Source organism: Caballeronia sp. LZ065 (genome assembly GCF_031450975.1).
Taxonomy (GTDB): Bacteria; Pseudomonadota; Gammaproteobacteria; order Burkholderiales; family Burkholderiaceae; genus Caballeronia.
The window spans coordinates 1271717-1294198 of record NZ_JARUXV010000003.1 but is presented as its reverse complement, the minus strand read 5'-3'; the positions used below and the strand labels follow the sequence as shown (position 1 = coordinate 1294198).

General features: G+C 65.4%; 19 protein-coding genes. 14 read left to right on the top strand and 5 right to left on the bottom strand.

Annotation, left to right across the window (positions count from 1 at the left end; translation table 11 throughout):
• Positions 1–19 precede the first annotated feature (19 nt).
• Positions 20–172, bottom strand: coding sequence for a hypothetical protein (locus QCE63_RS25890; RefSeq protein WP_309837057.1), 153 nt, complete (start codon positions 170–172; stop codon positions 20–22).
• A 555-nt stretch (positions 173–727) separates the two neighbouring features.
• On the opposite strand from QCE63_RS25890, the gene QCE63_RS25885 reads away from it, so the two are divergent.
• Positions 728–1387: a glutathione S-transferase family protein gene (locus QCE63_RS25885; RefSeq protein WP_309837056.1), complete on the top strand. Its 660-nt coding sequence runs from the start codon at positions 728–730 to the stop codon at positions 1385–1387.
• A gap of 29 nt (positions 1388–1416) precedes the next feature.
• Positions 1417–2133, top strand: coding sequence for a DUF899 family protein (locus QCE63_RS25880; RefSeq protein ID WP_309837346.1), 717 nt, complete (start codon positions 1417–1419; stop codon positions 2131–2133).
• Positions 2134–2188: 55 nt separating this feature from the next.
• On the opposite strand, the gene QCE63_RS25875 is transcribed toward QCE63_RS25880, so the two are convergent.
• A complete protein-coding gene (locus QCE63_RS25875) occupies positions 2189–3310 on the bottom strand; it encodes an acyltransferase (protein WP_309837055.1) in 1122 nt (373 codons plus the stop codon).
• Between the two features lie 253 nt (positions 3311–3563).
• Between QCE63_RS25875 and QCE63_RS25870 the strand changes: the two genes are divergently transcribed.
• Together QCE63_RS25870 and QCE63_RS25865 are read left to right on the top strand one after the other, a co-directional pair.
• Positions 3564–4694 (top strand): acyltransferase, encoded by a 1131-nt coding sequence (locus QCE63_RS25870; RefSeq protein ID WP_309837054.1) that lies wholly within the window; start codon positions 3564–3566, stop codon positions 4692–4694.
• 330 nt (positions 4695–5024) lie between these two features.
• Complete coding sequence (locus QCE63_RS25865; protein ID WP_309837051.1) at positions 5025–5858, top strand: transposase; 834 nt, start codon at positions 5025–5027, stop codon at positions 5856–5858.
• 43 nt (positions 5859–5901) lie between these two features.
• Here the strand turns inward: QCE63_RS25865 and QCE63_RS25860 are convergent, their stop codons facing one another.
• The gene (locus QCE63_RS25860) at positions 5902–7413 is read right to left on the bottom strand and encodes a mannose-1-phosphate guanylyltransferase/mannose-6-phosphate isomerase (protein ID WP_309837050.1); all 1512 of its coding nucleotides are present in this window, start codon (positions 7411–7413) and stop codon (positions 5902–5904) included.
• 355 nt (positions 7414–7768) lie between these two features.
• Here QCE63_RS25860 and QCE63_RS25855 point away from each other — a divergent pair, with 355 nt between their 5' ends.
• The 10 genes from QCE63_RS25855 to QCE63_RS25810 are packed head-to-tail and all read left to right on the top strand — an operon-like array spanning position 7769 to position 20461.
• Positions 7769–9166 (top strand): undecaprenyl-phosphate glucose phosphotransferase, encoded by a 1398-nt coding sequence (locus tag QCE63_RS25855; RefSeq protein WP_309837049.1) that lies wholly within the window; start codon positions 7769–7771, stop codon positions 9164–9166.
• Positions 9167–9213: 47 nt separating this feature from the next.
• The gene (locus QCE63_RS25850) at positions 9214–10620 is read left to right on the top strand and encodes a UDP-glucose/GDP-mannose dehydrogenase family protein (protein ID WP_309837048.1); all 1407 of its coding nucleotides are present in this window, start codon (positions 9214–9216) and stop codon (positions 10618–10620) included.
• 7 nt (positions 10621–10627) lie between these two features.
• Entirely contained in the window at positions 10628–11071 is a 444-nt protein-coding gene (locus QCE63_RS25845; protein WP_309817800.1) for a low molecular weight protein-tyrosine-phosphatase, read from the top strand.
• Positions 11050–12234, top strand: a complete 1185-nt coding sequence (locus tag QCE63_RS25840; RefSeq protein WP_309837047.1) for a polysaccharide biosynthesis/export family protein — start codon at positions 11050–11052, stop codon at positions 12232–12234. The genes QCE63_RS25845 and QCE63_RS25840 overlap by 22 nt, the downstream gene beginning before the upstream one ends.
• A 33-nt stretch (positions 12235–12267) precedes the next feature.
• On the top strand, positions 12268–14481 hold the full coding sequence (locus tag QCE63_RS25835; RefSeq protein WP_309837344.1) for a polysaccharide biosynthesis tyrosine autokinase: 2214 nt from the start codon (positions 12268–12270) through the stop codon (positions 14479–14481).
• 19 nt (positions 14482–14500) lie between these two features.
• Positions 14501–15472, top strand: coding sequence for a glycosyltransferase family 2 protein (locus tag QCE63_RS25830; protein WP_309837342.1), 972 nt, complete (start codon positions 14501–14503; stop codon positions 15470–15472).
• Positions 15469–16602, top strand: coding sequence for a glycosyltransferase (locus QCE63_RS25825; RefSeq protein ID WP_309837045.1), 1134 nt, complete (start codon positions 15469–15471; stop codon positions 16600–16602). The genes QCE63_RS25830 and QCE63_RS25825 overlap by 4 nt, the downstream gene beginning before the upstream one ends.
• A complete protein-coding gene (locus QCE63_RS25820) occupies positions 16599–18125 on the top strand; it encodes a glucose-6-phosphate isomerase (protein ID WP_309837044.1) in 1527 nt (508 codons plus the stop codon). The genes QCE63_RS25825 and QCE63_RS25820 overlap by 4 nt, the downstream gene beginning before the upstream one ends.
• Positions 18088–19272, top strand: a complete 1185-nt coding sequence (locus QCE63_RS25815; RefSeq protein ID WP_309837042.1) for a glycosyltransferase family 4 protein — start codon at positions 18088–18090, stop codon at positions 19270–19272. Before QCE63_RS25820 ends, QCE63_RS25815 begins: the two co-directional genes overlap by 38 nt.
• 22 nt (positions 19273–19294) lie before the next feature.
• Positions 19295–20461, top strand: coding sequence for a glycosyltransferase family 4 protein (locus QCE63_RS25810; RefSeq protein WP_309837040.1), 1167 nt, complete (start codon positions 19295–19297; stop codon positions 20459–20461).
• Between the two features lie 51 nt (positions 20462–20512).
• Here QCE63_RS25810 and QCE63_RS25805 read toward each other — a convergent pair whose 3' ends face one another.
• Together QCE63_RS25805 and gmd are read right to left on the bottom strand one after the other, a co-directional pair.
• On the bottom strand, positions 20513–21430 hold the full coding sequence (locus tag QCE63_RS25805) for a GDP-mannose 4,6-dehydratase (protein WP_309837038.1): 918 nt from the start codon (positions 21428–21430) through the stop codon (positions 20513–20515).
• A gap of 6 nt (positions 21431–21436) precedes the next feature.
• Positions 21437–22480 (bottom strand): GDP-mannose 4,6-dehydratase, encoded by a 1044-nt coding sequence (gene gmd / locus QCE63_RS25800; RefSeq protein ID WP_309837036.1) that lies wholly within the window; start codon positions 22478–22480, stop codon positions 21437–21439.
• Between the last annotated feature and the right edge of the window lie 2 nt (positions 22481–22482).

Below are 22482 nucleotides of genomic sequence, written 5' to 3'. Positions count from 1 at the left end.
GAGCGTGTCGGAGGCGTGACTAGGCGCGCCGGAACAGGCGCGACGTGAAGCGCCGGAAAAACCGCGTCAGCTTCTGAGAGCGCGTTTCCCGGGGTTCGAGGTTGAGCATGGCGTCGTAATGCGGACGGGATTCCTCGACGCGCGGCAGGTCCGAAAGCAGGAGCAGGTTCATGGTTTTCTCTGTGCGCCATGGGTGGCGCGTAGCGGCGGTCCGATGGATCGCCAGGATGACTACGGACGCGCGCGCTCAGTCCTGCGACGGACGCAGGAGCGGCGCACGCAAGCGCACGGATAGCGATACGGCGACGCGTGTCATGCGCGAATCGCGATATCGCGCCCGGTGGCGCTGACGAATGGGTGCACGAGGAAAAAAACCACGACGCGCACCGTCTGCCCGATGGCAAGACGGCGGCTGAGCTTGAAGAAAAGCGGGGAGCGGCGTCCTGCGGTCAGGCGGCGAAACAGGTCGAAGATCGACTACTGCAGGTATCCAAAGGATCACCTTGGGCTTTTTGAAGTGGGGCGATTTTAGTCGCGGCTCATGATGTCGGTCAACCCGGATCGCTGCCATGCATGAACGGCCGTGTGCGTTGATCCGCGCGGCAGGCGCGGCGAAACGCAAGGTTCAGCGCTGCGTCGCATCACAAAATATTCCAGATCGATGTCGATTCCGGCGCGGGATGCTCGTCGTAGGAGTAAGCATGCCCAACTGCCCGGAGATCAGCCGATGACCCTGCAACTGTATGCCCACCCTTTCTCTTCTTATTGCCAGAAGGTGCTGACCGCGCTGTACGAGAACGGCACGGCGTTCGACTATTGCGCGTTGACGCCGGAGCATCCGCAGTCCATGCGCGAGCTCGTCGAATTCTGGCCGATGAAGCGCTTCCCGCTGCTCGTGGATGACGGCCGGCCGGTCATGGAAGCGACGGTGATCATCGAATATCTGGGATGCTTTCATCCTGGGCCGGTGCGGCTGCTTCCCGCCGATCCGCGCGCCGCGCTCGACGTGCGCTGGATGGACCGCTTCTTCGACAACTACGTGGCGACGCCGCAGCAGAAGATCGTCTTCGACGCCATGCGGACCGCGCCCGAGCGCGATGCGCGCGGCGTTGCCGATGCCCGCGCGATGCTCGACACGTCGTATGCGTATCTCGACCGCCTGATGGCTTCGCGCGAATGGGCGGCGGGCGACGCGTTCAGTCTCGCCGATTGCGGCGCCGCGCCGTTCCTGTTCTACGCGGACTGGGTGCATCGCATCGACACTGGGTTGGCGAACGTCATCGCGTATCGCAAGCGGCTGCTGGCGCGGCCTTCGTTTGCGCGGGCGGTGGAGGAAGCCCGGCCGTATCGCGGATTGTTTCCCCTCGGCGCGCCCGATCGCGATTGAATCACTGAAGGAGAATCGACATGAGCGACATGAGCACGGCAAGCACCCTCATTCCCGCCGCTGAACTCGCACAGCGCGCCACCATGCGGCTGCCCAATGAAAGCGCCGAGTATCGCCGGGCGCGCACCGCGCTGCTGGCCGAGGAGATCGAACTGAGGCGGCAGATCGAGCGCGTCGCGCAGCTGCGCCGCGCGTTGCCGCCGGGCGGCGAAGTGAACGGCGACTACCGCTTCGAAGGGGCGCAGGGCGCGGTGGATTTTGCCGCGCTGTTCGGCGACAAGGACACGCTCGTCACCTACAGCTGGATGTTCGGGCCGCAACGCGAGCGGCCCTGTCCGATGTGCACGTCGCTGCTGTCCGCATGGGAGGGCGAGGCGCGCGACATCGGCCAGCGGATCGGGCTCGCGGTGATCGCGCGTTCGCCGTATGCACGGCTTGCCGCGTTCGCGCAGGAGCGTGGCTGGCGCCACCTGCGTCTCTTCTCGGACCTGAACGGCGCGTTCAGCCAGGATTATTTCGCGCTGTCGAAGGAAGGCGGCGATGAACCGGCGCTCCATGTGTTCACGCGCCGCGAAGGCGTGATCCGGCAATTCTGGAGCGGCGAGATGGATTTCGATACCGTCGATCCGGGCGAGGATCCGCGCGGCGCGCCGGATCTGATGCCGCTATGGAACGTGCTCGACATGACGCCCGAAGGACGCGGCAAGGACTGGTATCCGAAGCTGGATTACGGGCCGCGCGAATGAGCGTGATGGGACGCCGCTGTGCACGAAGCGTCTGGCTGGCGTCGGAGCGAAACACTCATTTCGATCCCTCGGCCTGCGCGGACGGGTACACGCCCGCGGGCTTGCGCATCGTCAGGCGATCCTTGAGACGAAGGAAGGGTGTTTCGATCAGCACATGACTGAGGCTTGCCGCAACCAGCGCGCCGACGATGCCCAGCGGAAAGCGATACGCCACCGGCGAGTGAATGTCGCTGAACAACTGCTGCCATAGATACAGGCTGAACGAAATCGTGCCGATGTACACAAACGGTGCGCTGCGCAACAGGCGCGAGAACCAGAACGCCTTGCGCGATATCAGCACGACAATCACGAAGCCGACCAGCGCCGCTTCCACCGTTGCGCCGTAGGTTGCGCTCCAGAGGCCGCCGAACCGCTCGTGCAGCACGGGCATGCCGAAGAGCAGCAGCAGGACCGCGGCGGACGGGAGCAGCGCGCCCCACGGAAGCATCGCGACGCGCGCTTTCAGCGCATCGCGGTTGAGGGCTACGAAGCAGCCGGTCAGGATCGGATCGATACCCGTGTGCAGCATCATGCTCAACTGCCCGCGCAGGCCCGGCCAGGCGAAGTACGTGCCGATCCTGACGAGCGGCACGAGCACGAGGAGAGCGACGAGCGCACGCTGGCTGCCGCGTCCGAGAATGAAATAGAGCAGGGGCGGCCAGAACCAGTAGAACTGCTCTTCGAGCGCGAGCGTCCAGAAGTGGCCGAGATACCAGGCGCCGTCGGGGTGGAGCGCGTTGATCGAACTCATGCCGGCGACGCCGGAGAAATTCCAGACATGCAGCGCGGCCACCGCAAACTGGCTGGGATCGACATCGACCCGCCCGGCGAACGACAGCAACGCAATGACGGCAAGGTAGGTATAGAACGCCGGCCAGATGCGCAGCGCGCGTTTCATGTAAAACGGCGCCAGGCGCAAGGTGCCGCTGGACTGCCATTCGGCCTTCAGGATGCCGGTGATCAGGTAGCCGCTGAGGACGAAAAAAATCATCACGCCAAGACGCCCGTCCGAGAACAGGCGCAAGGGCGCGAGCGCACCGCGATAGCCGCCCGGGATCATGTGCTGTGCATGACCCATGACCACCATCATGACCGCGACACAGCGCAATCCGGTCAGCTCCTGAACATGATTTTTCATCAAAAAGCCTTTCAATGAGTGTAGGGCGGGCGTCCTGCGCATGCCGGCTTGAGGCGATCGAGTCTCCGTCAAAAACTTTGCAAAGAAAATGCTTCAGGGCGTTAAAAAAAATCCAAAGACAAGTGCTAAGCCGATTGCGCGGCGCGCTAAAGAAATTCGCCAAGGATTTTTTTCTTGTTTTGCACGATCTAGCATAGGGCGCTCGCGAAGCGGCCTCGGCGGCCGCGTCTGACATCATCGACCGGGCGCAATCATGAACGAAAGAATTCGCGGCTTCGACGGCCTGCGCGCGCTTGCCGTCCTGCTGGTCTTCATCCATCACAAGGCCATGGCGGCAGACAGCGGGCTTGGACACCTCGGTGTGTGGATTTTTTTCGCGCTCAGTGGTTTTTTGATCGCGGACATATTGACGACGCAACGGCGGCGCGTCGATGCCGGCGCGAGTTCCTTCAGCGCCGAACTCAAGCGCTTTCTCTACCGGCGCACGCTGCGGATCTTCCCGGTCTACTATCTGCTGCTCGTCACGCTGGCGCTTCTGATGACAGCGGGGCTCGCCGGTCCTGAACTGGCCCGCGGCATGCCGTTTCATTTCGCTTATCTGTCCAATTTCTGGATCGCCGATATTCTGCACTACTGGCCCGGACGCTATTCGCATCTGTGGAGCCTGTCGGTCGAAGAGCAGTTCTATGTGTTCTTCGCACCGCTGCTTCTGGCCATCGGCGCGAAATGGCACACGCGGATCTGCGGCGCGATCTGCGCCGCGGGCGTCGTCACGCTGCTATGGATGAAGGCGGTGCAAACGCCGGACATCGTGATCTACACGCATCCGCTCGCGAACTTCTGGCTGTTCGCGCTCGGCGGTATCGGCGGGGCATGGGTGCGCCGGAACGCGACCATCAGGCACTGTCTGGGCTCGCTGCCCGTGGCGCTGGCGCTGGCTGGAGGCATCGCGTTCATGTGCGGCGTCGAGCCCGCGTGGGAGCGCATGGCCGACCCGCTGCGCTTCACCGCGCTCTATGTGACCTATGGGGCATGCATCGCAGCCTTTGTGTGCGCCGTTGCATGCAGCCGAAGCGCCATGCTGCTGGGATGTCTCGAATGGAAGCCGCTGGCGGCGCTGGGGAAGATCAGCTATGGCTTCTATCTTTATCACGGCTTCATGCCGGACTTCACCCGCAACACCCGGGTGGCCGCCCTGTTCGGGTCGTCCGGCACACCGGGATGGGCGCATGCGGCAAGCTTCGCCGCTTCGTTTCTGCTAACGCTGATGCTTGCCAAACTGTCCTGGCGGTTCATCGAAGCGCCTGTTCTGCGGCTCAAGAACCGTCTCCCGGCGCAAGAAAACCGGCCCGCCGAGTCCCGTCCCGGGTCGCTTATTCGCTAAAGAGTAGTGTTAAGCGAAAAAAATCTTAACGTCGACGGAAACCTAGGTGTTTGTCATATTCGGGCAAACCTTAGTAATGGTATGCTTCCTGCACTATATCTTCATACACGAGCGAGACCAGGCATCGTGCGCCGAATTGAGTCATCTCCTGCACCATGAGAGATTGACCATTCACCGGGTGCACCGTTTTGTTGTTTGAGCAAACGTTTGCGAGACCCTCGAGATCCTTGGGCAGAGTGTGCAGGGAGCCGGACTTGTGCGGCTTTCCTCTGATTTCATCAGCGCGACGTCCGATATCCGCAGCGAAGTCCGACTGCATGGAGCAAAGCAATGTTTTTCAATGAACTCAGCAATGACGAATGGGCGATGGTCTCGGTTCTGATCGGCGAAAGCGAGGTGCGCGAACACCGTCGCGGCCGCCCCCGGGCGCATCCGCGAACCATCGTCAATGCGGTGTTGTGGATTCTCACGACCGGCGAAACCTGGTCGAAGTTGCCCAGTCACTATCCGACCGTGCCTACGTGCCGGCGTCGCTTTGTCGACTGGCAGATGAACGGCACGCTGATCGAAATCGTCAAAGTGCTGGCCAATGCCGGCCGCTCCTTCGCCTACGTGCCGCGTCAGCCCGTCGTGGAGACCGCGCCGCGCCCGGTCGCGCCAACGTACGACTGCGACCGTCTGAGAGGCGTGTTCTGGCAGAACCCCGAGTCGTGGCAGTCGCGCGATGTCCTGCCGCCCGGCCGGGTCGCGGGCGTGCCGCGCCGTTTGCCTGAAGCGCGCGATGTCGCTCAGGCCAGCGCGTCGCCGGCCATCGTGCCGCGCGTTCGCGCGCCGCGTCCCGCGCGGCCATATGAAACCCCGGCGCCGTTCGAGCCGGCCTGCGCGCCGGTCGGCGACCCGCGCGGCTACAGCATCTATCCGATCGCGCGCGACGTGTCCGGCGGCATGTATCGCGGCTGGGCGGAGATCGTGAAGGACGGTCGCCGGGTCGAGCGTTCGGGGCTCATCGGACCGCGCTTCAAGTCGAGGGAAGAGGCAAGGGGCTATGCGCTGGAATGGGCGCGGCGCTGGATCGCCGCGCAAGCCACGCGCGCGGACGTGGCGCGGGCGGCGCGCGAAGTCCATGCCGGCGAGGAGCGCGTGGCGGCCGAAAGCGGGCTTTGACCCGCATCCACCGGCGCGCCCCGCGCGTCCTCAAAAAGTCACTTCACTGACGCCCATACGTATCTTCGAAGCGCACGATATCGTCTTCGCCGAGATACGTTCCCGACTGCACTTCGATGATTTCGAGCGGCATCTTGCCCGGGTTCTCCAGCCGGTGCTGCACGCCGATGGGAATATACGTGGACTCGTTCTCCGCGAGGATGAAGGTCTCGCCGCCCCGCGTGACGAGCGCGGTGCCGCGCACGACAATCCAGTGCTCCGCGCGATGATGATGCATCTGCAATGACAGGCGCGCGCCCGGCTTCACGACGATGCGCTTGACCTGGAAGCGGTCGCCCTGATCCACCGAATCGTAATGCCCCCACGGCCGGTGCACCTTGCGATGATCGGCGGCTTCACGGCCGCGCTCCGACTTGATGCGTCCCACGATGGCCTTGACGTCCTGCGCGCAGGACTTGTCCGCGACGAGAATGGCGTCCGCCGTCTCCACGACCACGAGATTGCGCGTGCCCACGCAGGCGATCAGCCGACCTTCCGAATGCGCATAGGTGGACGTCGCGCCTTCGAACATCACGCGGCCGCGCGCCACGTTCGAGGCATCGTCCTTCGGCAGGATGTTCCAGATCGCGTCCCACGAACCCACGTCCGACCAGCCTGCATCCAGCGGCACGACCGCGCCCATGAAGTGGTCGTCGCCACGCTCGCTGGCGATGTGCTCCATGACGGCATAGTCGATTGAATCCGACGGCGACGACGCGAACGCCGTGCGTTCTAGACGCAGGCATTCGCCATCGTCGTCGCCGCCTTCGAACGCCGCCACGCAGGCCGCATACATGGCCGGTTGATAGTGCTCGATGGCCGAGATCCAGGTCGAGGCGCGCACGATGAAAATGCCCGCGTTCCAGCCGTATTCGCCGGAAGCCAGATAGTGCTGCGCGAGTTCGAGATGCGGCTTCTCCACGAAGCGTTCGAGACTGCACGCGCGCTGGCCCGGCAGCGCGGCGCCCATCCTGATGTAGCCGTAGCCGGTTTCGGCGTGGGTCGGCACGACGCTCAGCGTGACGATCGCGCCCGCTTCCGCACAGCGCGCACCTTCGCCGATGGCGCGATGGAACGCGTCCTGATCGGCGACCACATGATCGGCCGGCATCACGACGAGCACGGCGTCTTCGCCTTCACGAAGCGCGTGCATGGCGGCGACCGTGAGCGCGGGCGCGGTATTGCGCGGCACCGGTTCGAGCACGAGCCGCGCGCGTCGGCCCTGGCCGAGCAACTGCTCGGCGGTGGTGAAGCGATGTTCCTCGTTGCAGACGACCACCGCATCGGCGACGCGCAATCCGGCGGCGGAGAGACCGTCGAGCCGGCTGACGGTGGCCTGCAGCAGCGACTGTTCGCCGATCAGCCCGATGAGCTGCTTCGGAAAGTGTTCGCGCGACATCGGCCATAGGCGGGTGCCGGAACCGCCCGCGAGAATCACGGGCTGAATGCTGAGGCGTACGCCGATGCCGGCGTCGATCGTGGATGCGCTCGCAAGCGCGGTGTCTGTTGCATTCATGGTTTGCCTCCTGGCGCGTGATCGCAAAAGCGGACCCGCCATATTTAGCATGGAGAAAACCGCGCGTTAAAAGGAAAAAACGAATCAAAAATCCGCGTTCTTCGTGATGCGCACAAGCATCTCAATGGCATGCGCGATTTATTTCTCCCCCATGCCGATATCGCTCGCAACCGCCACGGACAAAGGCGCTCACCCATAAAAAAACCGCAAATAAATCCGCCTGATTGAAGCCGCATATTTTGTGTGTTGCAGCGCCATATTTATTCCAGTTCCATATCACGCATGCACTGCGTCATGCGAACCGACATGACGCGCACAACAGATAAACGTGTGCTTTCGTCCCGAGGGGAATGCAATGCTGAGTGTGATATCGAGAGTCGCCGATCTGGCCATGGCAGTGTTCGGCGCGTTGCTTGCCGCCGCGCTCGCTTCAGGCGAGTTCGTCTGGCTCGACGACGTCGAACGCACCCTGCTCGGCTTTTCCTGCGTGCTGAGCATCATGACGTTTCCGGCGCTCGGGATTTATCAGTCCTGGCGCGGCAAGCCGGTCTACGACCTGCTGTTGCGCGCGACCTTCGCGTGGCTGCTGGTGGAAAGCGCGGGCGTGCTGCTCACCTTCAGCATTCATCGCGCGGACTCGTTGTCGCGCGGCTGGCTCGCCTACTGGGCGGCTTGCACGGTGGGCCTGCTGATCGTCTCGAAGGCGCTGGTGCATACCACCCTCAAGCTGCTGCGGCGCGAAGGCTTCAACCAGAAGACGGTTGCGATCATCGGCTCGGCGCCGTATGCGACGTTCCTGATCGAGCAGATGCGCGGCCGTCCCGACGCGGGTTTCAGCCCGGTCTGCGTGTTCGATCCGGGCGCAGGCCCAGCCGCCTCGCATGCCGCGATGGAAGGCGACGCGCTGCTGGGCGTGCGCATCGAACGCGATTTCGGCCTGCTCGCGGAACATGTGCGCGAGCGCGCCGTCCGCGAACTGTGGCTCGCGTTGCCCATCTCGCAGGAGCCGACGATTCACCGCATCGTGACCGAGTTCCGCGACGACTTCGTCAACGTGCGCTTCATCCCCGATGTGCGCAGCCTGTCGTTCTTCGGTCATGCGGTGGTCGATCTGCTCGGCGTGCCCGCGATCAACCTCGCCGCCTCGCCCATCACCGACGTCAAGGTGCTGCCCAAGCGCGTGTTCGACCGCGTCTTCGCCGCCTGCGTGCTGATCGCGCTGGCGCCGCTGCTGGCGGCGATCGCCATCGGCGTGAAGCTGTCTTCGCCGGGACCGGTGTTCTTCCGGCAACGGCGCAAGGGCATCGACGGCCGTGAATTCAGGATCTACAAGTTTCGCTCGATGCGGCTGCATCACGAAGCCGCCGGCCAGATCACGCAGGCGCAGCGCGGCGACCGGCGCGTGACGAAGATCGGCGCGTTCCTGCGCCGCACGAGTCTCGACGAATTGCCGCAATTCATCAACGTCCTGAAGGGCGAGATGTCGGTGGTGGGTCCGCGCCCGCACGCGCTGGAGCACGACGACATCTACAAGGACCTCGTCAAGGGTTACATGCACCGTTACCGCATCAAGCCGGGCATCACGGGCTGGGCGCAGGTCAACGGCTTTCGCGGCGAGACGGACCGCATCGAGAAGATGTCGGGCCGCGTGAAGCTCGATCTCTACTACATGCAGCACTGGACCTTCGGTCTCGACATGAAGATTGTCGCGATGACGCTGTGGAAGGGCTTCGCGGGCGCGAACGCCTACTGAGTCCGGTCCGTGCAACCGGCCTAATCATCAACACCTGGAGTTGGATCATGAAACTGACGATCATCGGCAGCGGCTACGTGGGGCTCGTGACGGGCGCGTGCCTCGCGGACATCGGCAACGACGTGCTGTGTCTCGACCTCGACCAGCGCAAGATCGCCATTCTCAACGGCGGCGGCATGCCGATTCACGAGCCGGGCCTGCAGGACGTGATCGACCGCAATCGCGAAGCCGGCCGCCTCGCGTTCACGTCCAACGTGCAGCAGGCCGTGGAGCACGGCGAGATGCTGTTCATCGCGGTCGGCACGCCTTCGGATGAAGACGGTTCCGCCGACCTGCAATACGTGCTCGCGGCGGCGCGCGACATCGGCCGCTACATGAACGGCTTCAAGACCATCGTCGACAAATCGACCGTGCCCGTGGGCACCGCGCGGCGCGTCAAGGCCGCGATCCAGTACGAGCTCGACGCGCGCGGCGTGGAGCACATGTTCTCGGTCGTATCGAATCCGGAGTTTTTGAAGGAAGGCGCGGCGATCGAGGACTTCACGCGGCCGGACCGCATCGTGATCGGCTGCGACGAGGACGTGCCCGGCGAACGCGCGCGCGAACGCATGAAGCGCCTGTACGCGCCATTCAACCGCAATCACGAACGCACGCTGTATATGGACGTGCAGTCCGCCGAATTCACCAAGTACGCCGCCAACGCGATGCTCGCGACGCGCATTTCCTTCATGAACGAGCTGGCGAATTTCGCGGACCGCGTCGGCGCGGACATCGAGGCCGTGCGGCGCGGCATCGGCTCGGATCCGCGCATCGGCTATGACTTTCTCTATGCGGGCTGCGGCTACGGCGGCTCGTGCTTTCCGAAGGACGTGCGTTCGCTGATCCAGACGGCGTCGCTGTTCGGCCATGACATGAGCATCCTGAAGGCGGTGTCGGACGTCAACGAGGCGCAGAAGGACACGCTCACGCACAAGATCGTGCGGCGCTTCGGCGACGACCTCACGGGCCGCACCTTCGCGCTGTGGGGCCTCGCGTTCAAGCCGAATACCGACGACATGCGCGACGCCCCCAGCCGCGTGCTCGCGGCGGCGTTGCTGGCGCGCGGCGCAAAGGTCGTCGCATACGACCCGGTGGCGACCGACGAAGCCCGCCGCGTCTTCGCACTCGACCTCCAGGGCCAGCCCGAAGCGCGCGCGCGGCTCTCCTATGCGGCGAACCACAAGGATGCGCTCGACGGCGCGGATGCGCTCGTGATCGTCACCGAATGGAAGGTGTTCAAGAGCCCGGATTTCGATGCGATCAAGCGCCGTCTGCGGCACCCCGTCATCTTCGACGGCCGCAATCTCTACGAACCGGAGACGCTGAGCGAGATGGGCATCGAGTATCACGCGATCGGACGCGGCACGCGCATGAGCCAGGCCGCCGTGCCGGCAAGCGTGGCGGGCTTGGCATAACGCGCCGATGTTCGGAAGCGTCCTGATCGTCTGTCACGCGAACATCTGCCGCAGCCCGACTGCGGAGGTGCTGTTCCGCGCGCATCTGGCAAGGCGCGGCGTCCGGCCGATGGAGTTTCGTTCGGCCGGGCTCTACGCCCACGAAGGCGAGGACATCGACCCGGCCATGCAGCGGCTGCTGGCGGAGCAGGGGCTCGATTCGTCGCAGCATCGCGCGCGGCGCTTCGACCGCGGCATGGCGCGCGGCGCGGACCTGATCCTCGTGCCCGAGCGCAGCCAGATGCGCGCGGTTACGCAACTCGCGCCGACCACGCGCGGCAAGGTGCATCTGCTCGGCAAATGGGAAGACGCGGAAGTCGCCGACCCTTACGGCGCGCATGACGCGGTCTATCGCGAGAGCTTTGGATTGATCGAACGGCTGGTGCTTGGATGGCTCGACAAAATATGCTAATACCCCGTGTTCTTTTGCTGACGTCTTTCATGTCGGCGCTGTTGTCGGCGTGCAGCACGGCGCCAGGCAATTTCCTCAATACCTCGCGGCTCGAAGACAAGGATCTGACGCCCACCGCGACCTATCCGGTGCATCTCATCACGGCGGACGTCATCGCGCAGGAACAGGCGGCGCCGGACGTCACGCAGCCGCTGCCGCCCGCGCGTTTCGCCGATGAAGCGCAGTACGTGTATCGCATCGAACCGCAGGACATTCTCGGCGTGACGCTGTGGGATCACCCGGAACTGACGACGCCGCAAGGCAGCACGCTTTCCACCGGCGGCAACACTACGCAGACGGTCGCGGGCGCGCTGCGGCAGCCCTACACGCAGGCGCTGCCGGGACAGGCGGACCCCTACGGCCAGACCGTGTCGCCGAACGGCACTATCTTCTTTCCGTTCGTCGGCAGCGTGCGCGTGGCGGGCAAGACGACCGGCGAGATCCGCGACCAATTGGCGGCCGCGCTGGCGCCGTACATCAAGAACCCGCAACTCGACGTGCGCGTGCTGGCGTATCGCAGCCAGAAGATCGCGATGACGGGCGAAGTGAAGCAGCCCGGTCCGCTCGCCGTGAGCGACGTCCCGCTGACGCTGGTGGACGCCATCACGCGCTCGGGCGGCACGACGTCCGAGGCCGACCTCCAGCGCGTGCGGCTGACGCGCGGCGGCAAGCTGTACGTGCTCGACGCCAACAGCGTGCTGGACCGCGGCGACATCTCGCAGAACGTGATGCTGCAATCGGGCGACATCATCAACATTCCGGACCGCTACGACAGCCGCATCTTCGTGATGGGCGAAGTCAAGACGCCGATGCCGGTGAACATGGTGCGCGGCCGCGCGTCGATCGCCGATGCGCTGACGCTGGCGGGCGGCGTGCTCGACACCGACGCCAACGTGCGCCAGATCTACGTGGTGCGCGGCGCGCGCAGCAATCCGGCGCGGCCCGACATCTTCCGGCTCGACATGTCGCAGCCAGACTCGCTGCTGCTCTCGACGCAATTCCAGCTGCGTCCGCAGGACGTGGTCTACGTGGGCACGGCGGGCGCGGTGCAGTTCAACCGCCTGATCAACCAGGTGTTGCCGACCTTGCAGACGCTCTTCTATCTGAAGCAGCTGACGCGCTAGCGGGCATCGAAAAGAGGGAGTCGTAACGTGAACATGCAAGTGCATCCCTTCATGCAGAAGCCTGCCGAGGAAGACGTCGTGCTCGGCAATCTGATCCAGGCCGTGATCGATGACATCGGCTGGCTGATCGGCGTCTTCGCCTTCGTGGTGCTGTGCGCAGCCGTGTATTGCTATCTGGCGAGACCGGTGTATTCCGCCGATGCGCACGTGCGCGTGGAGACCAACGACAACACGTCGCAGGCGCTCACGCAGACGCAAACCGGCCAGGCGATCAACTCGGGATCGAGCGCGCTGCCCACCGACGCGGAGATCGAGATCATCAAGAGCCGCGGCGTGGTGGCGCCGGTGGTGGCGCAATGCAAGCTCAACTTCTCCGTTGCGCCGGTGACGCTGCCGTTGCTCGGCAGCCTCGCGGCGCGCTTCGCGACGCCCGGCGTGCCCGCGAAACCGTGGTTCGGCATGGCGTCGTATGCGTGGGGCGGCGAGATCATCCAGCTGGATTCGATCGAGGTCGAACCGCAGTGGGAAGGCAAGGAACTGATGCTCACGGCGCTCGGCGACGGGCGCTATGCGCTGGCGGATCCGCAGGGACGCGCGCTGCTTCAGGGGCAGGCCGGCACGGAGGCGAGCGGTCAGGGCGTCACGCTGCTCGTGAAGCAGCTCGTGGCGCGGCCCGGCACGCGCTTCAAGGTGATGCGCGCGAACGATCTCTCGGCCATTGCGAGCTTCCAGTCGGGCATCACGGTGACGGAACAGGGCAAGCAGACCGGCGTGATCCAGATCTCGCTCGAAAACCAGAACCCGGACAAGGCCGCCGAGATCGCGAATGCGCTCGCGCAGTCGTATCTGCGTCAGCACATCGAGACCAAGCAGGCCGATGCAGGCAAGATGCTCGACTTCCTGCGCACCGAAGAGCCGCGGCTCAAGGCGGACCTGCACAATGCGGAAGCCGCGCTGACCGAGTATCAGCGCCAGGCGGGCGTCATCAACGCAAGCGACGAAGCCAAGGTCTATCTCGAAGGCAGCATCGGCTATGAAGCGCAGATTTCCGCGCTGCGCCTGCAAATCACGACGCTCGAACAGCGCTACGGCAATCTGCATCCGGCGCTCACGACGGCGCGCGAGCAACTCGCGCAACTCGAAGCGCAGCGCGAGCGCTATGCGTCGCGCTTCCGCGATCTGCCGCAATCGGAAGTGAAGGCGGTGGCGTTGCAGCGTGACGCGAAGGTGGCGGAAGACATCTACGTGCTGCTGCTGAATCGCGTGCAGGAGCTGTCGGTGCAGCGGGCCGGTACGGGCGGCAACGTGCATATCGTCGATGCCGCGCTGCGTCCCGGCGATCCGGTCAAGCCGAAGAAAGTGCTCATCATGTCGGCGGCGGTGATTCTCGGGCTGATCCTCGGCACGGGCTTCGTGTTCGCGCGCCGCGCGATCTTCAAGGGCATCGACGATCCGGAGCGCCTTGAACGCGTCTCGTCGCTGCCGATCTTCGCGCTCGTGCCGCACAGCGCCGAGCAAACCCGCTTCGATACCGATGTGAAGCGTCGCCGCCACGACGACCCCGAAGCGCCGATCCTCGCGATGCTGCGTCCCAACGACGTCTGCGTCGAGATCATGCGCAGCCTGCGCACCTCGATCCAGTTCTCGCTGATGGAAGCGCGCAATCGCGTGGTGATGCTGACCGGGCCGGCGTCGGGCGTCGGCAAGAGCTTTCTCGCGACCAATCTGGCCGTGCTGCTCGCGGCCACCGGCAAGCGCGTGCTGCTGATCGACGGCGACATGCGGCGCGGCAAGCTCGAACGCGCGTTGAGCGGCGGGCGCGAGCCGGGGCTTGCGGAATTGCTGGCGGGATCGATCGGCGTGGAGGAAGCGATCCGCGCGACGCGTATTCCCTCACTCGATTTCATCGCGGCTGGCAAGCGTCCGGGCAATCCGTCGGAGCTGCTGATGTCGCCGCGACTTCAACCTTATCTCGACGCGCTCGGCCGCAAATACGACGCGATCCTGATCGACACGCCGCCCGTGCTCGCGGTCACGGACGCGCTGATCGTCGGCAAGCTGGCGGGCACGAACTTCCTCGTGCTGCGCTCGGGTGCGCACAACGAAGGCGAGATCAGCGAGGCGACGCGGCGTCTGCGCACGGCGGGCATCGCCGTGCAGGGCGCAATCCTGAACGGCACGCCACAGCGCGCGCGCGGTTACGGGCGCGCTCATTACGCTGCGGTGGAAGAGTATGCGGGCCACTGACGGAGAACAGACCATGAGCTTGCGCATTTCGGTGGTGGTGCCGACTTATCGCCGACCGGCGGACCTGAAGCGCTGCCTGGCGGCGTTGCGGGCGCAGACGCGCGTGCCGGAGGAAGTGCTCGTGATCGCGCGTCCCGAGGACGAAGCAACGGCGCGGCGTCTGGCGATCGAAATGAAGGGCGCGCAAGGCTTCACGTTGCGGGTGATCGAGACCGGCGCGGGCGGTCAGGTGGCGGCGCTCAATCGCGGGCTGGAGGCGGCGCAAGGCGAGATTGTCGCGATCACCGACGACGATGCCGCGCCGCACCCCGACTGGGTCGCGCGCATCGCCCGCGCGTTCGTGGAGGATGAGCGCCTCGGTGCAATCGGCGGGCGCGACTGGGTCCACGAGAAGGGCCGCGTGCTGGACGGCGCGCGCCAAGAAGTGGGCGTGGTGCGCCGCACGGGCCGGATCGTGGGCAACCATCATCTCGGCGTGGGACCGGCGCGGGATGTACGCATGCTGAAGGGCGCCAACATGAGCTACCGGCGCGTGGCGGTATGCGCGCTGCGTTTCGATACGCGATTGCGCGGCGCGGGCGCCCAGGTTCACAACGACATGGCGTTCAGCATGAGCGTGCGACGCGCGGGCTGGACGGTGCGCTACGACCCGCTGGTCGCGGTGGATCACTTTCCCGCCGAGCGTTTCGACGAAGACCGGCGCGACGCGCAGACCCTCGGCGCCTTGAGCGACGCCGCCTACAACTTCCATCTGATCCTGAGCGAGCAGCTCGATGCGGGACATCGCGAGCTGGCGTGGTGGTGGTATGCGCTGATCGGCACGAAGGTCTATCCGGGCATCGCGCAGGCGCTGCTCGCGATGCGCGGCGGCGCGGGGCATGCATGGCGGCGCTGGCGCGCGGTGCGCAGCGGCGCCCGGGAGGCGCGCCGCGAGGCCCGCCGTGCGCGCATGGCGGCCGCGCCCGCGCTTGCTGCTGCGAGGACACTATGACGAACGTGCATGTGCATCTCTTCCATGGCGCCGATCCGGCGCGGTATCGGCAGGGCGACAACATCGGCTGCCTGTATGGCTATCACCATGCGGAGTCGGCGGAATTCACGCTGACCTATTCACGCGACGCCGACGAGCGCAAGCCCATGCGCTTCCTGCGCCGTGCCTTGAAGGCCGCGCTCGGCTTCGATTTCATTCATACGTGGCGTAATCGCGAGGCCATACTCGGGTGCGATGCCGTATGGACCCATACGGAACAGGAGTATCTGTCCGCAGCGCTGTTGCTGCTGCTCAAGCGCCGCGCGATGGGCCGGCCGTTGCTGCTCGCGCAGTCGATCTGGCTGCTCGACAAATGGCCGGGCTATGGGGCGGTGCGTCGCTGGGCGTTTCGCAAGCTGATTGCGCGTGCCGATATCCTCACGACGCATTCCAGCGTGAACGCCGCTTTGGTGCGCGAATACTTCGGCCGCGAGGCGGCGCAGGTCTTCTACGGCCTGAACCTGCAGGACTTCGCGCTCGCCGAGCCGCGTGCATGGACGCCGCACGCGCCGCTGCGCGTCGGGGCGATTGGCAATGACCGCGATCGCGACTGGCACACGCTCGCCACGGCCCTGCGCGACGACGCACGCTATGACGTGCGCATCGCGACGCGCCGCCGCGTGCCGGCCTCGCTGCACGCGGACAACGTGTGCATTGCGCCGGCCATCGGGCTGAACGCGGCGCGCGAACTGTACGATTGGGCCGATGTGATCGTCGTGCCCTTGCGTGCGAACACGCATGCTTCGGGGCTGACGGTGCTGCTCGAAGCCGTCGCGCTCGGCAAGCCGGTGATCGTCACGGATGTCGGTGGTCTGCGCGATTACTTCGGCACTGGACATGTGTCTTACGTGCCCGCGCACGATGCGCCGGCGCTGCGCCGCGCGCTCGACGAACTGCGCGGCAACCCCGCGCTCGCGCTGGCGCGGGCGCAGGCCGCAATGCGCCATTTCAAGGCCCGCGATTACACGACACGCGAGTTCGCGCTCCAGCATGTGCGGCTGACGCGCGCGGCGCTGGAGCACGCGCAGGGCGCGAGCGAGGCCGCGCCGAACGGGCAGACGGTGTTCGCGCCGCGCGAGCTGACGAGATGAACGCCGCGCCGCTGCCTCACGCGCCACGCGACCTCGCTGGCCGGACCAAGACCGCGCGCCGCACGCGCAAGGGACCGCCCGAATGGACCGCGCAGGCGGTCGTCTGGGGGCTGACCGCGCTGCTGGTGCTGGCGCGCCAGGGTACGGTGCTGACCTTGGCTTTTCCGCTGCTGGCGACGTCCGCGGCGCTCTACCTCTACTTCCGCAGTCCGGCGCGCTATGTCGGCTTCATGTGGTGGGTCTGGTTCCTGAGCCCGGAAATTCGGCGTCTCGCGGACTGGGGCCGCGGCGCGTTCACGCCGACGAGCCTGATCCAGATCGCGCCGCTCGTCGTCACGATGATCTGCGGGCTCACGCTGTTGCGCCAGTACAAGGTGCTGGCGCAGCGGCGCGGCCTGCCGATGCTGCTGATGTTGCTCGGCATCGCGTATGCGTACCTGATCGGCGTGGCGTCCAGCGGCCCGATGGCGGCCACCTACGACCTCGCGAACTGGCTGTATCCGGTGCTCATCGGCTTTCACATCATGGTGAACGCGCATGATTATCCGAAGTACCGCAAGGTGCTGCTGGATACCTTCGTCTACGGCCTGCTGCTGATGGGCGCATACGGCATCGTGCAGTTCTTCGTCATGCCGGCCTGGGACGCGATGTGGATGATCGGCTCGCAGATGGCCTCGCAAGGCGAACCGGTGCCGCTCGGCGTGCGCGTCTTCAGCACGATGAACTCGTCCGGCCCGTTCGCGCTCGTCGTGATGGCGGGGCTCACCTTCGTGATGGCCGGCACGCAGCGCGCGCGCTGGCTGGCGGGCGCGCTCGGCTTCGTCTCGTTCGCCCTGTCGATGGTGCGCTCGGCATGGGGCGGCTGGATCATCGCGATGCTGCTTCAACTGCTCAAGGCGAGCAACCGCGTGCGGCTGCGTATCGTGCTCGGCGCGGTGGTGCTCGTGGGGCTGTCGGTGCCGCTGCTGACCGTCGGGCCGGTGGCGGACAAGCTCGGCACACGCCTCCAGACCATGACCAACCTGAGCAACGACAGCAGCTATGCCGCGCGCAACGAGTTCTACACGAACTTCATGGTGACCGCGTTCACCGACGTCACCGGCGAGGGCTTCGGCGCCACCGGCACCTCAACCAAGCTGGCCAGCGCAAACGGCGATCTCGGCAAATACGGCAGCTTCGACAGCGGCGTGATGAATGTGCCCTTCGTGCTGGGCTGGCCGGGCGGACTGCTCTACATGGCGGGCGTGGTGCTGTTGCTGGTGCGGGCGTGGCGCGCGTCGTTCTCGCTGCGCGACGACAAGTTCGCGCAGGCCGCGCTGAGCCTCGCCTTTTCGATGATCGGCATCCTGCTGTTCGCCAACACCTTCGTCAGCACGGGCGGATCGCTGTTGTTCACGAGCCTGTTTGCGATCATCGCCGCGCGCCATCATGCGAAGCTCGTGCGCCGCCGCGAAGCTCTCTTCTTTCAACATCAAAGGCTAGCCAATGAGAATCGCGATCGTCACCCACGTAGTGCGGCATAACGACGGCCAGGGCCGCGTCAACTATGAAATCGCGCGCGCGGCGCTGGCCGAGGGGCACGAGGTGATTCTCGTGGCATCGCACGTCGCGCCCGAGTTGCTCGATCATGCGCGGCTGCGCTGGGTGCCCGTGATCGCCGGGCGCTTCTGGCCGACGCGCCTTGTCAAGCAACAGGTCTTCGCGATCAAGAGCGCGCTGTGGCTGCGCGCGCATCGCGATGCCTACGACGTGCTGCACGTGAACGGTTTCATCACCTGGGCGCGCGCCGAGGTCAACACCGCGCATTTCGTGCATGGCGGCTGGACCCGCAGCCCGTATTACCCGTTCCGGCTGCGCGGCGGCGCGTGGTCCGCGTATCAGGTGATCTACAGCCGCCTGAATGCGTGGCTCGAAGGCTGGGCGTACCGGCGTTCGCGGGTGATCGCGGCGGTATCGGAGAAGGTGGCGGAAGAGATCCGCGCGGGCGGCATCGAGAGTCAGCGCGTGCAGGTGGTCTACAACGGCGTGGATACGCAGGCGTTCGCGGCGGCCCCTGCTGAACGCGCGGCGTTCAACCTGCAGGACGACGCGTTCCTGCTGTTGTTCGTCGGCGACCTGCGCACGCCGCGCAAAAACCTGCAAACGGTGCTGCGCGCGCTGGTGTCGCTGCCGCCGCATGTGCAGCTCGTGGTCGCGGGGTATCTGCCCGGCAGCCCCTACCCGGAGCAGGCGCGCGCGCTCGGCATTGCGGATCGCGTGCATTTTCTCGGGCTCGTCAAGAACATGCCGACGCTGATGCATTCCGTCGATGCCTTCGTCTTTCCGTCGCGCTACGAAGCCATGAGTCTTTCGCTGCTCGAGGCGCTCGCCGCCGGCCTGCCGGTCATCACGGCGCGCACGGCGGGCGGCGCGGAGATCATCGGCGAGGACTGCGGCATCGTGCTTGCCGATCCCGACGATGCCGTCGCGCTGGCGGGCGCCATCGGTGAACTGGCGGCGTCGCGCGAACGCTGCGTACGCATGGGCGTGGCGGCGCGCGCGCTCGCGGCGGACTTCAACTGGGCGCGCATGGCGCGGCGTTATCTCGATCTCTATCGCAGCTTTGCGCGGCATGAGCGCAACGGCACGGTGGCGTCGCTGAACACGGCGTCAGCGCAATCGCGCGTCTGAAATCAACATGAAGGAAACAGACATGAGCACCCCATCCATCAAGTCTCTGCAAATCGGCATGCACTGGTTTCCGGAACGCGCGGGCGGTCTCGACCGCATGTACTACACGCTGGTCGGCGCGCTGCCGGCGGCGGGCGTCCAGGTGCGCGGCGTCGTGGCCGGCTCGCCGCGCGTGGCGGTCGATTCGGGCGGCGCCATCCGCGGCTTCGGCCCGGCAGCGCAGTCGCTGCCGCGCCGCCTCATGAACGCGCGCAGTGCCTTGCGCGCCAGTCTCGAGATGGAGCGGCCCGACGTCGTTTCGTCGCACTTCGCGCTGTACACGTTTCCCGGCCTCGACGTGACGCGCGGCATCGCGCAGGTCTCCCACTTCCAGGGGCCGTGGGCCGACGAGAGTCATGTCGAAGGCGCGGATACCCTCGGTCAGCGCGCGAAGCTCATGCTGGAGCGGCGCGTGTATGCGCGTTCGTCGCGGCTGATCGTGCTCTCGGAGGCGTTCGGGCAGATTCTGAGCGCGCGTTACGGCGTGCCGGAAGAACGGATCCGCGTGGTGCCGGGTTGTGTCGATGTTGCGCAGTTCGACCAGAAGCTGAGCCGCGCCGAAGCCCGCAGGAAGTTGCAGTTGCCGGCGGGGCGGCCGATCGTGCTCGCCGTGCGGCGGTTGGTGCGACGCATGGGGCTCGAAACGCTGATCGAGGCCATCACGCGCGTCAAGCAGAAGGTGCCGGACGTGCTGCTGCTGATCGCGGGCAAGGGGCGGCTCGCGGAAGAGTTGCAGGCCCGCATCGATGCCGCCGGTCTCGACGACAACGTCCGCCTGCTCGGTTTCGTGCCCGACGAACAACTGGCTTCGCTGTATCGCGCGGCGGACATCAGTATCGTGCCGACGGTGGCGCTCGAAGGCTTCGGGCTGATCACGGTGGAGTCGCTGGCTTCCGGAACGCCGGTGCTGGTGACGCCGGTGGGCGGTTTGCCGGAGGCGGTGCGGGGGCTGTCGGAAGATCTGGTGCTGGCGTCCACAGGTGTCGATGCGATTGCGGATGGCCTGATCGCGGCCTTCGACGGCACGCTCGACCTGCCGGACGAGGCGGCCTGCCGGCGCTATGCATGGGAGCACTTCGACCGCTCGGTGATTGCAAAGCGTGTGGCGGCGGTCTATGAGGAAGCGATTGCGGAAGGACCGATGCACTGATGTGCTTCAGGCCGGCGTTGTGAAAGGCCGGCCTGAAGCTTGAAGCACCAACTAAGCCGCGACCTGCGCGCTCATCGAGTCGTACATCCATTCGAGCGTGTCGTGGATGGGCGTATGCGGCACGTGCCCGATCACCTGCCGCAGCCTGCGATTCGAGCCGACCAGCCGCGCAATCTCATTGCGCCGCATGAAGCGCGGATCGACGAACACGTCGATCTCGTAGCCCGCGATGCGCGCGAGCATCTGCAACATCTCGCCGAGCGAATGGCTGTGGCCGGAGCAGACGTTGAAAGTCTGACCGGCGGGCGCGGCGTCGAGCAGCTTCCCGTAAGTTGCGACGACATCCCGCACATCCGAGAAATCGCGGCTCACGTGGAGATTGCCGAGCGAGATGCGCGCTTCCCGCCGCGCATGATGCCCGACGATCTTCGGCAGCACGTATTCCTCGCTTTGCCCGACGCCCGTGTAGTTGAACGGCCTGACGAACACCAGCGGCAGACGGTCGAGCCAGAGCCGGGCCGCGTGTTCCATCGCCAGCTTGCTGACGGCGTAATCGTTGGCGGGCTGGATCGACACCTCTTCGTCGATGGTCTCGACCGCCGCATTGCCATACACGTTCGCGGTGCTCGCCAGCAACACCGCGCGCGGCTTCTTGTCGAGCGTGCTGAGCGCGGCGAGCAGGTTGCGCGTGCCGACGATATTCACCATATACGTCTTGCCCGGCGCATTGGCCGTGACATGGGCGGCGGCGGCCAGATGCACGACGACATCGGGACGGGCATCGGCGACGAAGGACTTGAGCGCGTCCATGTCGAGCAGATCGACGGATATGCCGATGGCGTTCGGCACGTCCTCTTCCGGCGACGACGTGACCGTGCCCCAGACGTCATAGCCCGACTGCGTCAGGACGGCGGCCATGTGCCGGCCGGTGAAGCCGTTGAGGCCGGTGATGAGTGCGCGTCTCGCCATGGCGCGTCAGAAGCCGGTCTGGGTTTCGTTGCGCTTCAGGTCCGCCTCGGTCATCATCCTGCACAGTTCCTCCAGCGTGGTCTTCGGTTGCCAGCCGAGCTTCTCGCGCGCCTTGTCCGCGCTGCCGATCAACAGGTCCACTTCAGCCGGACGATAGAACTTCGGATTCACCCGCACCAGCGTGCGGCCCGTCGCGACATCGATACCGCGCTCGCGTTCGCCCTTGCCCGCCCACTCCAGCTGATAGCCCGCCGCGCCGAACGCCATGCGCACGAAGTCGCGCACGGTCTCCGTGCGGTTCGTCGCGAGCACATAGGTATCGGGGTCGCTCGCCTGCAACATGCGCCACATACCCTCGACGTATTCGGCCGCGAAGCCCCAGTCGCGCTTCGCATCGAGATTGCCGAGTTCGAGCAGTTCTTCCTTGCCGAGGCGGATCTTCGCGACGGTATCGGTGATCTTGCGGGTCACGAACTCGCGCCCGCGCAACGGCGATTCATGATTGAACAGAATGCCGCTGCAACCGAAGATGCCATACGACTCGCGGTAGTTGATGGTGGTCCAGTGCGCGAACAGCTTGGCGACGCCATAGGGGCTGCGCGGATAGAACGGCGTTTCCTCGCATTGGGGAATGGCCTGCACCTTGCCGAACATCTCGGACGTGGACGCCTGGTAATAGCGGATTTTCGGATCGATCACGCGGATCGCTTCCAGCAGATTGAGCGCGCCGAGACCGGTGACGCCCGCGGTCGTCGAAGGCTGATCGAAGGACACGCCGACGAAACTCTGCGCGGCGAGGTTATACAACTCGCTGGCTTCGGCCGTTTCGAGCAGACGCAGGTTGGAGCCGAGATCGGTCAGGTCGTGTTCGACGAGGCTGAGTTTCGGATGACGGTCGATACCGAGTTCGGCGATGCGCCAGAAGTTCACCGAACTCGTGCGGCGATACGTGCCGACCACTTCGTATCCCTTTTCGAGCAGGAGCTTGGCGAGATATGCGCCGTCCTGTCCTGACACGCCGGTGATGATCGCTTTGAGCTGCGAGGCCATGA

Excerpts from the sequence above, each read along its gene's own strand:
- QCE63_RS25890 (WP_309837057.1), bottom strand. The coding sequence starts at position 172 with ATGAACCTGCTCCTGCTTTCGGACCTGCCGCGCGTCGAGGAATCCCGT.
- QCE63_RS25885 (WP_309837056.1), top strand. The coding sequence starts at position 728 with ATGACCCTGCAACTGTATGCCCACCCTTTCTCTTCTTATTGCCAGAAG.
- QCE63_RS25880 (WP_309837346.1), top strand. The coding sequence starts at position 1,417 with ATGAGCACGGCAAGCACCCTCATTCCCGCCGCTGAACTCGCACAGCGC.
- QCE63_RS25875 (WP_309837055.1), bottom strand. The coding sequence starts at position 3,310 with ATGAAAAATCATGTTCAGGAGCTGACCGGATTGCGCTGTGTCGCGGTC.
- QCE63_RS25870 (WP_309837054.1), top strand. The coding sequence starts at position 3,564 with ATGAACGAAAGAATTCGCGGCTTCGACGGCCTGCGCGCGCTTGCCGTC.
- QCE63_RS25865 (WP_309837051.1), top strand. The coding sequence starts at position 5,025 with ATGTTTTTCAATGAACTCAGCAATGACGAATGGGCGATGGTCTCGGTT.
- QCE63_RS25860 (WP_309837050.1), bottom strand. The coding sequence starts at position 7,413 with ATGAATGCAACAGACACCGCGCTTGCGAGCGCATCCACGATCGACGCC.
- QCE63_RS25855 (WP_309837049.1), top strand. The coding sequence starts at position 7,769 with ATGCTGAGTGTGATATCGAGAGTCGCCGATCTGGCCATGGCAGTGTTC.
- QCE63_RS25850 (WP_309837048.1), top strand. The coding sequence starts at position 9,214 with ATGAAACTGACGATCATCGGCAGCGGCTACGTGGGGCTCGTGACGGGC.
- QCE63_RS25845 (WP_309817800.1), top strand. The coding sequence starts at position 10,628 with ATGTTCGGAAGCGTCCTGATCGTCTGTCACGCGAACATCTGCCGCAGC.
- QCE63_RS25840 (WP_309837047.1), top strand. The coding sequence starts at position 11,050 with ATGGCTCGACAAAATATGCTAATACCCCGTGTTCTTTTGCTGACGTCT.
- QCE63_RS25835 (WP_309837344.1), top strand. The coding sequence starts at position 12,268 with ATGCAAGTGCATCCCTTCATGCAGAAGCCTGCCGAGGAAGACGTCGTG.
- QCE63_RS25825 (WP_309837045.1), top strand. The coding sequence starts at position 15,469 with ATGACGAACGTGCATGTGCATCTCTTCCATGGCGCCGATCCGGCGCGG.
- QCE63_RS25820 (WP_309837044.1), top strand. The coding sequence starts at position 16,599 with ATGAACGCCGCGCCGCTGCCTCACGCGCCACGCGACCTCGCTGGCCGG.
- QCE63_RS25815 (WP_309837042.1), top strand. The coding sequence starts at position 18,088 with ATGAGAATCGCGATCGTCACCCACGTAGTGCGGCATAACGACGGCCAG.
- QCE63_RS25810 (WP_309837040.1), top strand. The coding sequence starts at position 19,295 with ATGAGCACCCCATCCATCAAGTCTCTGCAAATCGGCATGCACTGGTTT.
- QCE63_RS25805 (WP_309837038.1), bottom strand. The coding sequence starts at position 21,430 with ATGGCGAGACGCGCACTCATCACCGGCCTCAACGGCTTCACCGGCCGG.
- gmd (WP_309837036.1), bottom strand. The coding sequence starts at position 22,480 with ATGGCCTCGCAGCTCAAAGCGATCATCACCGGCGTGTCAGGACAGGAC.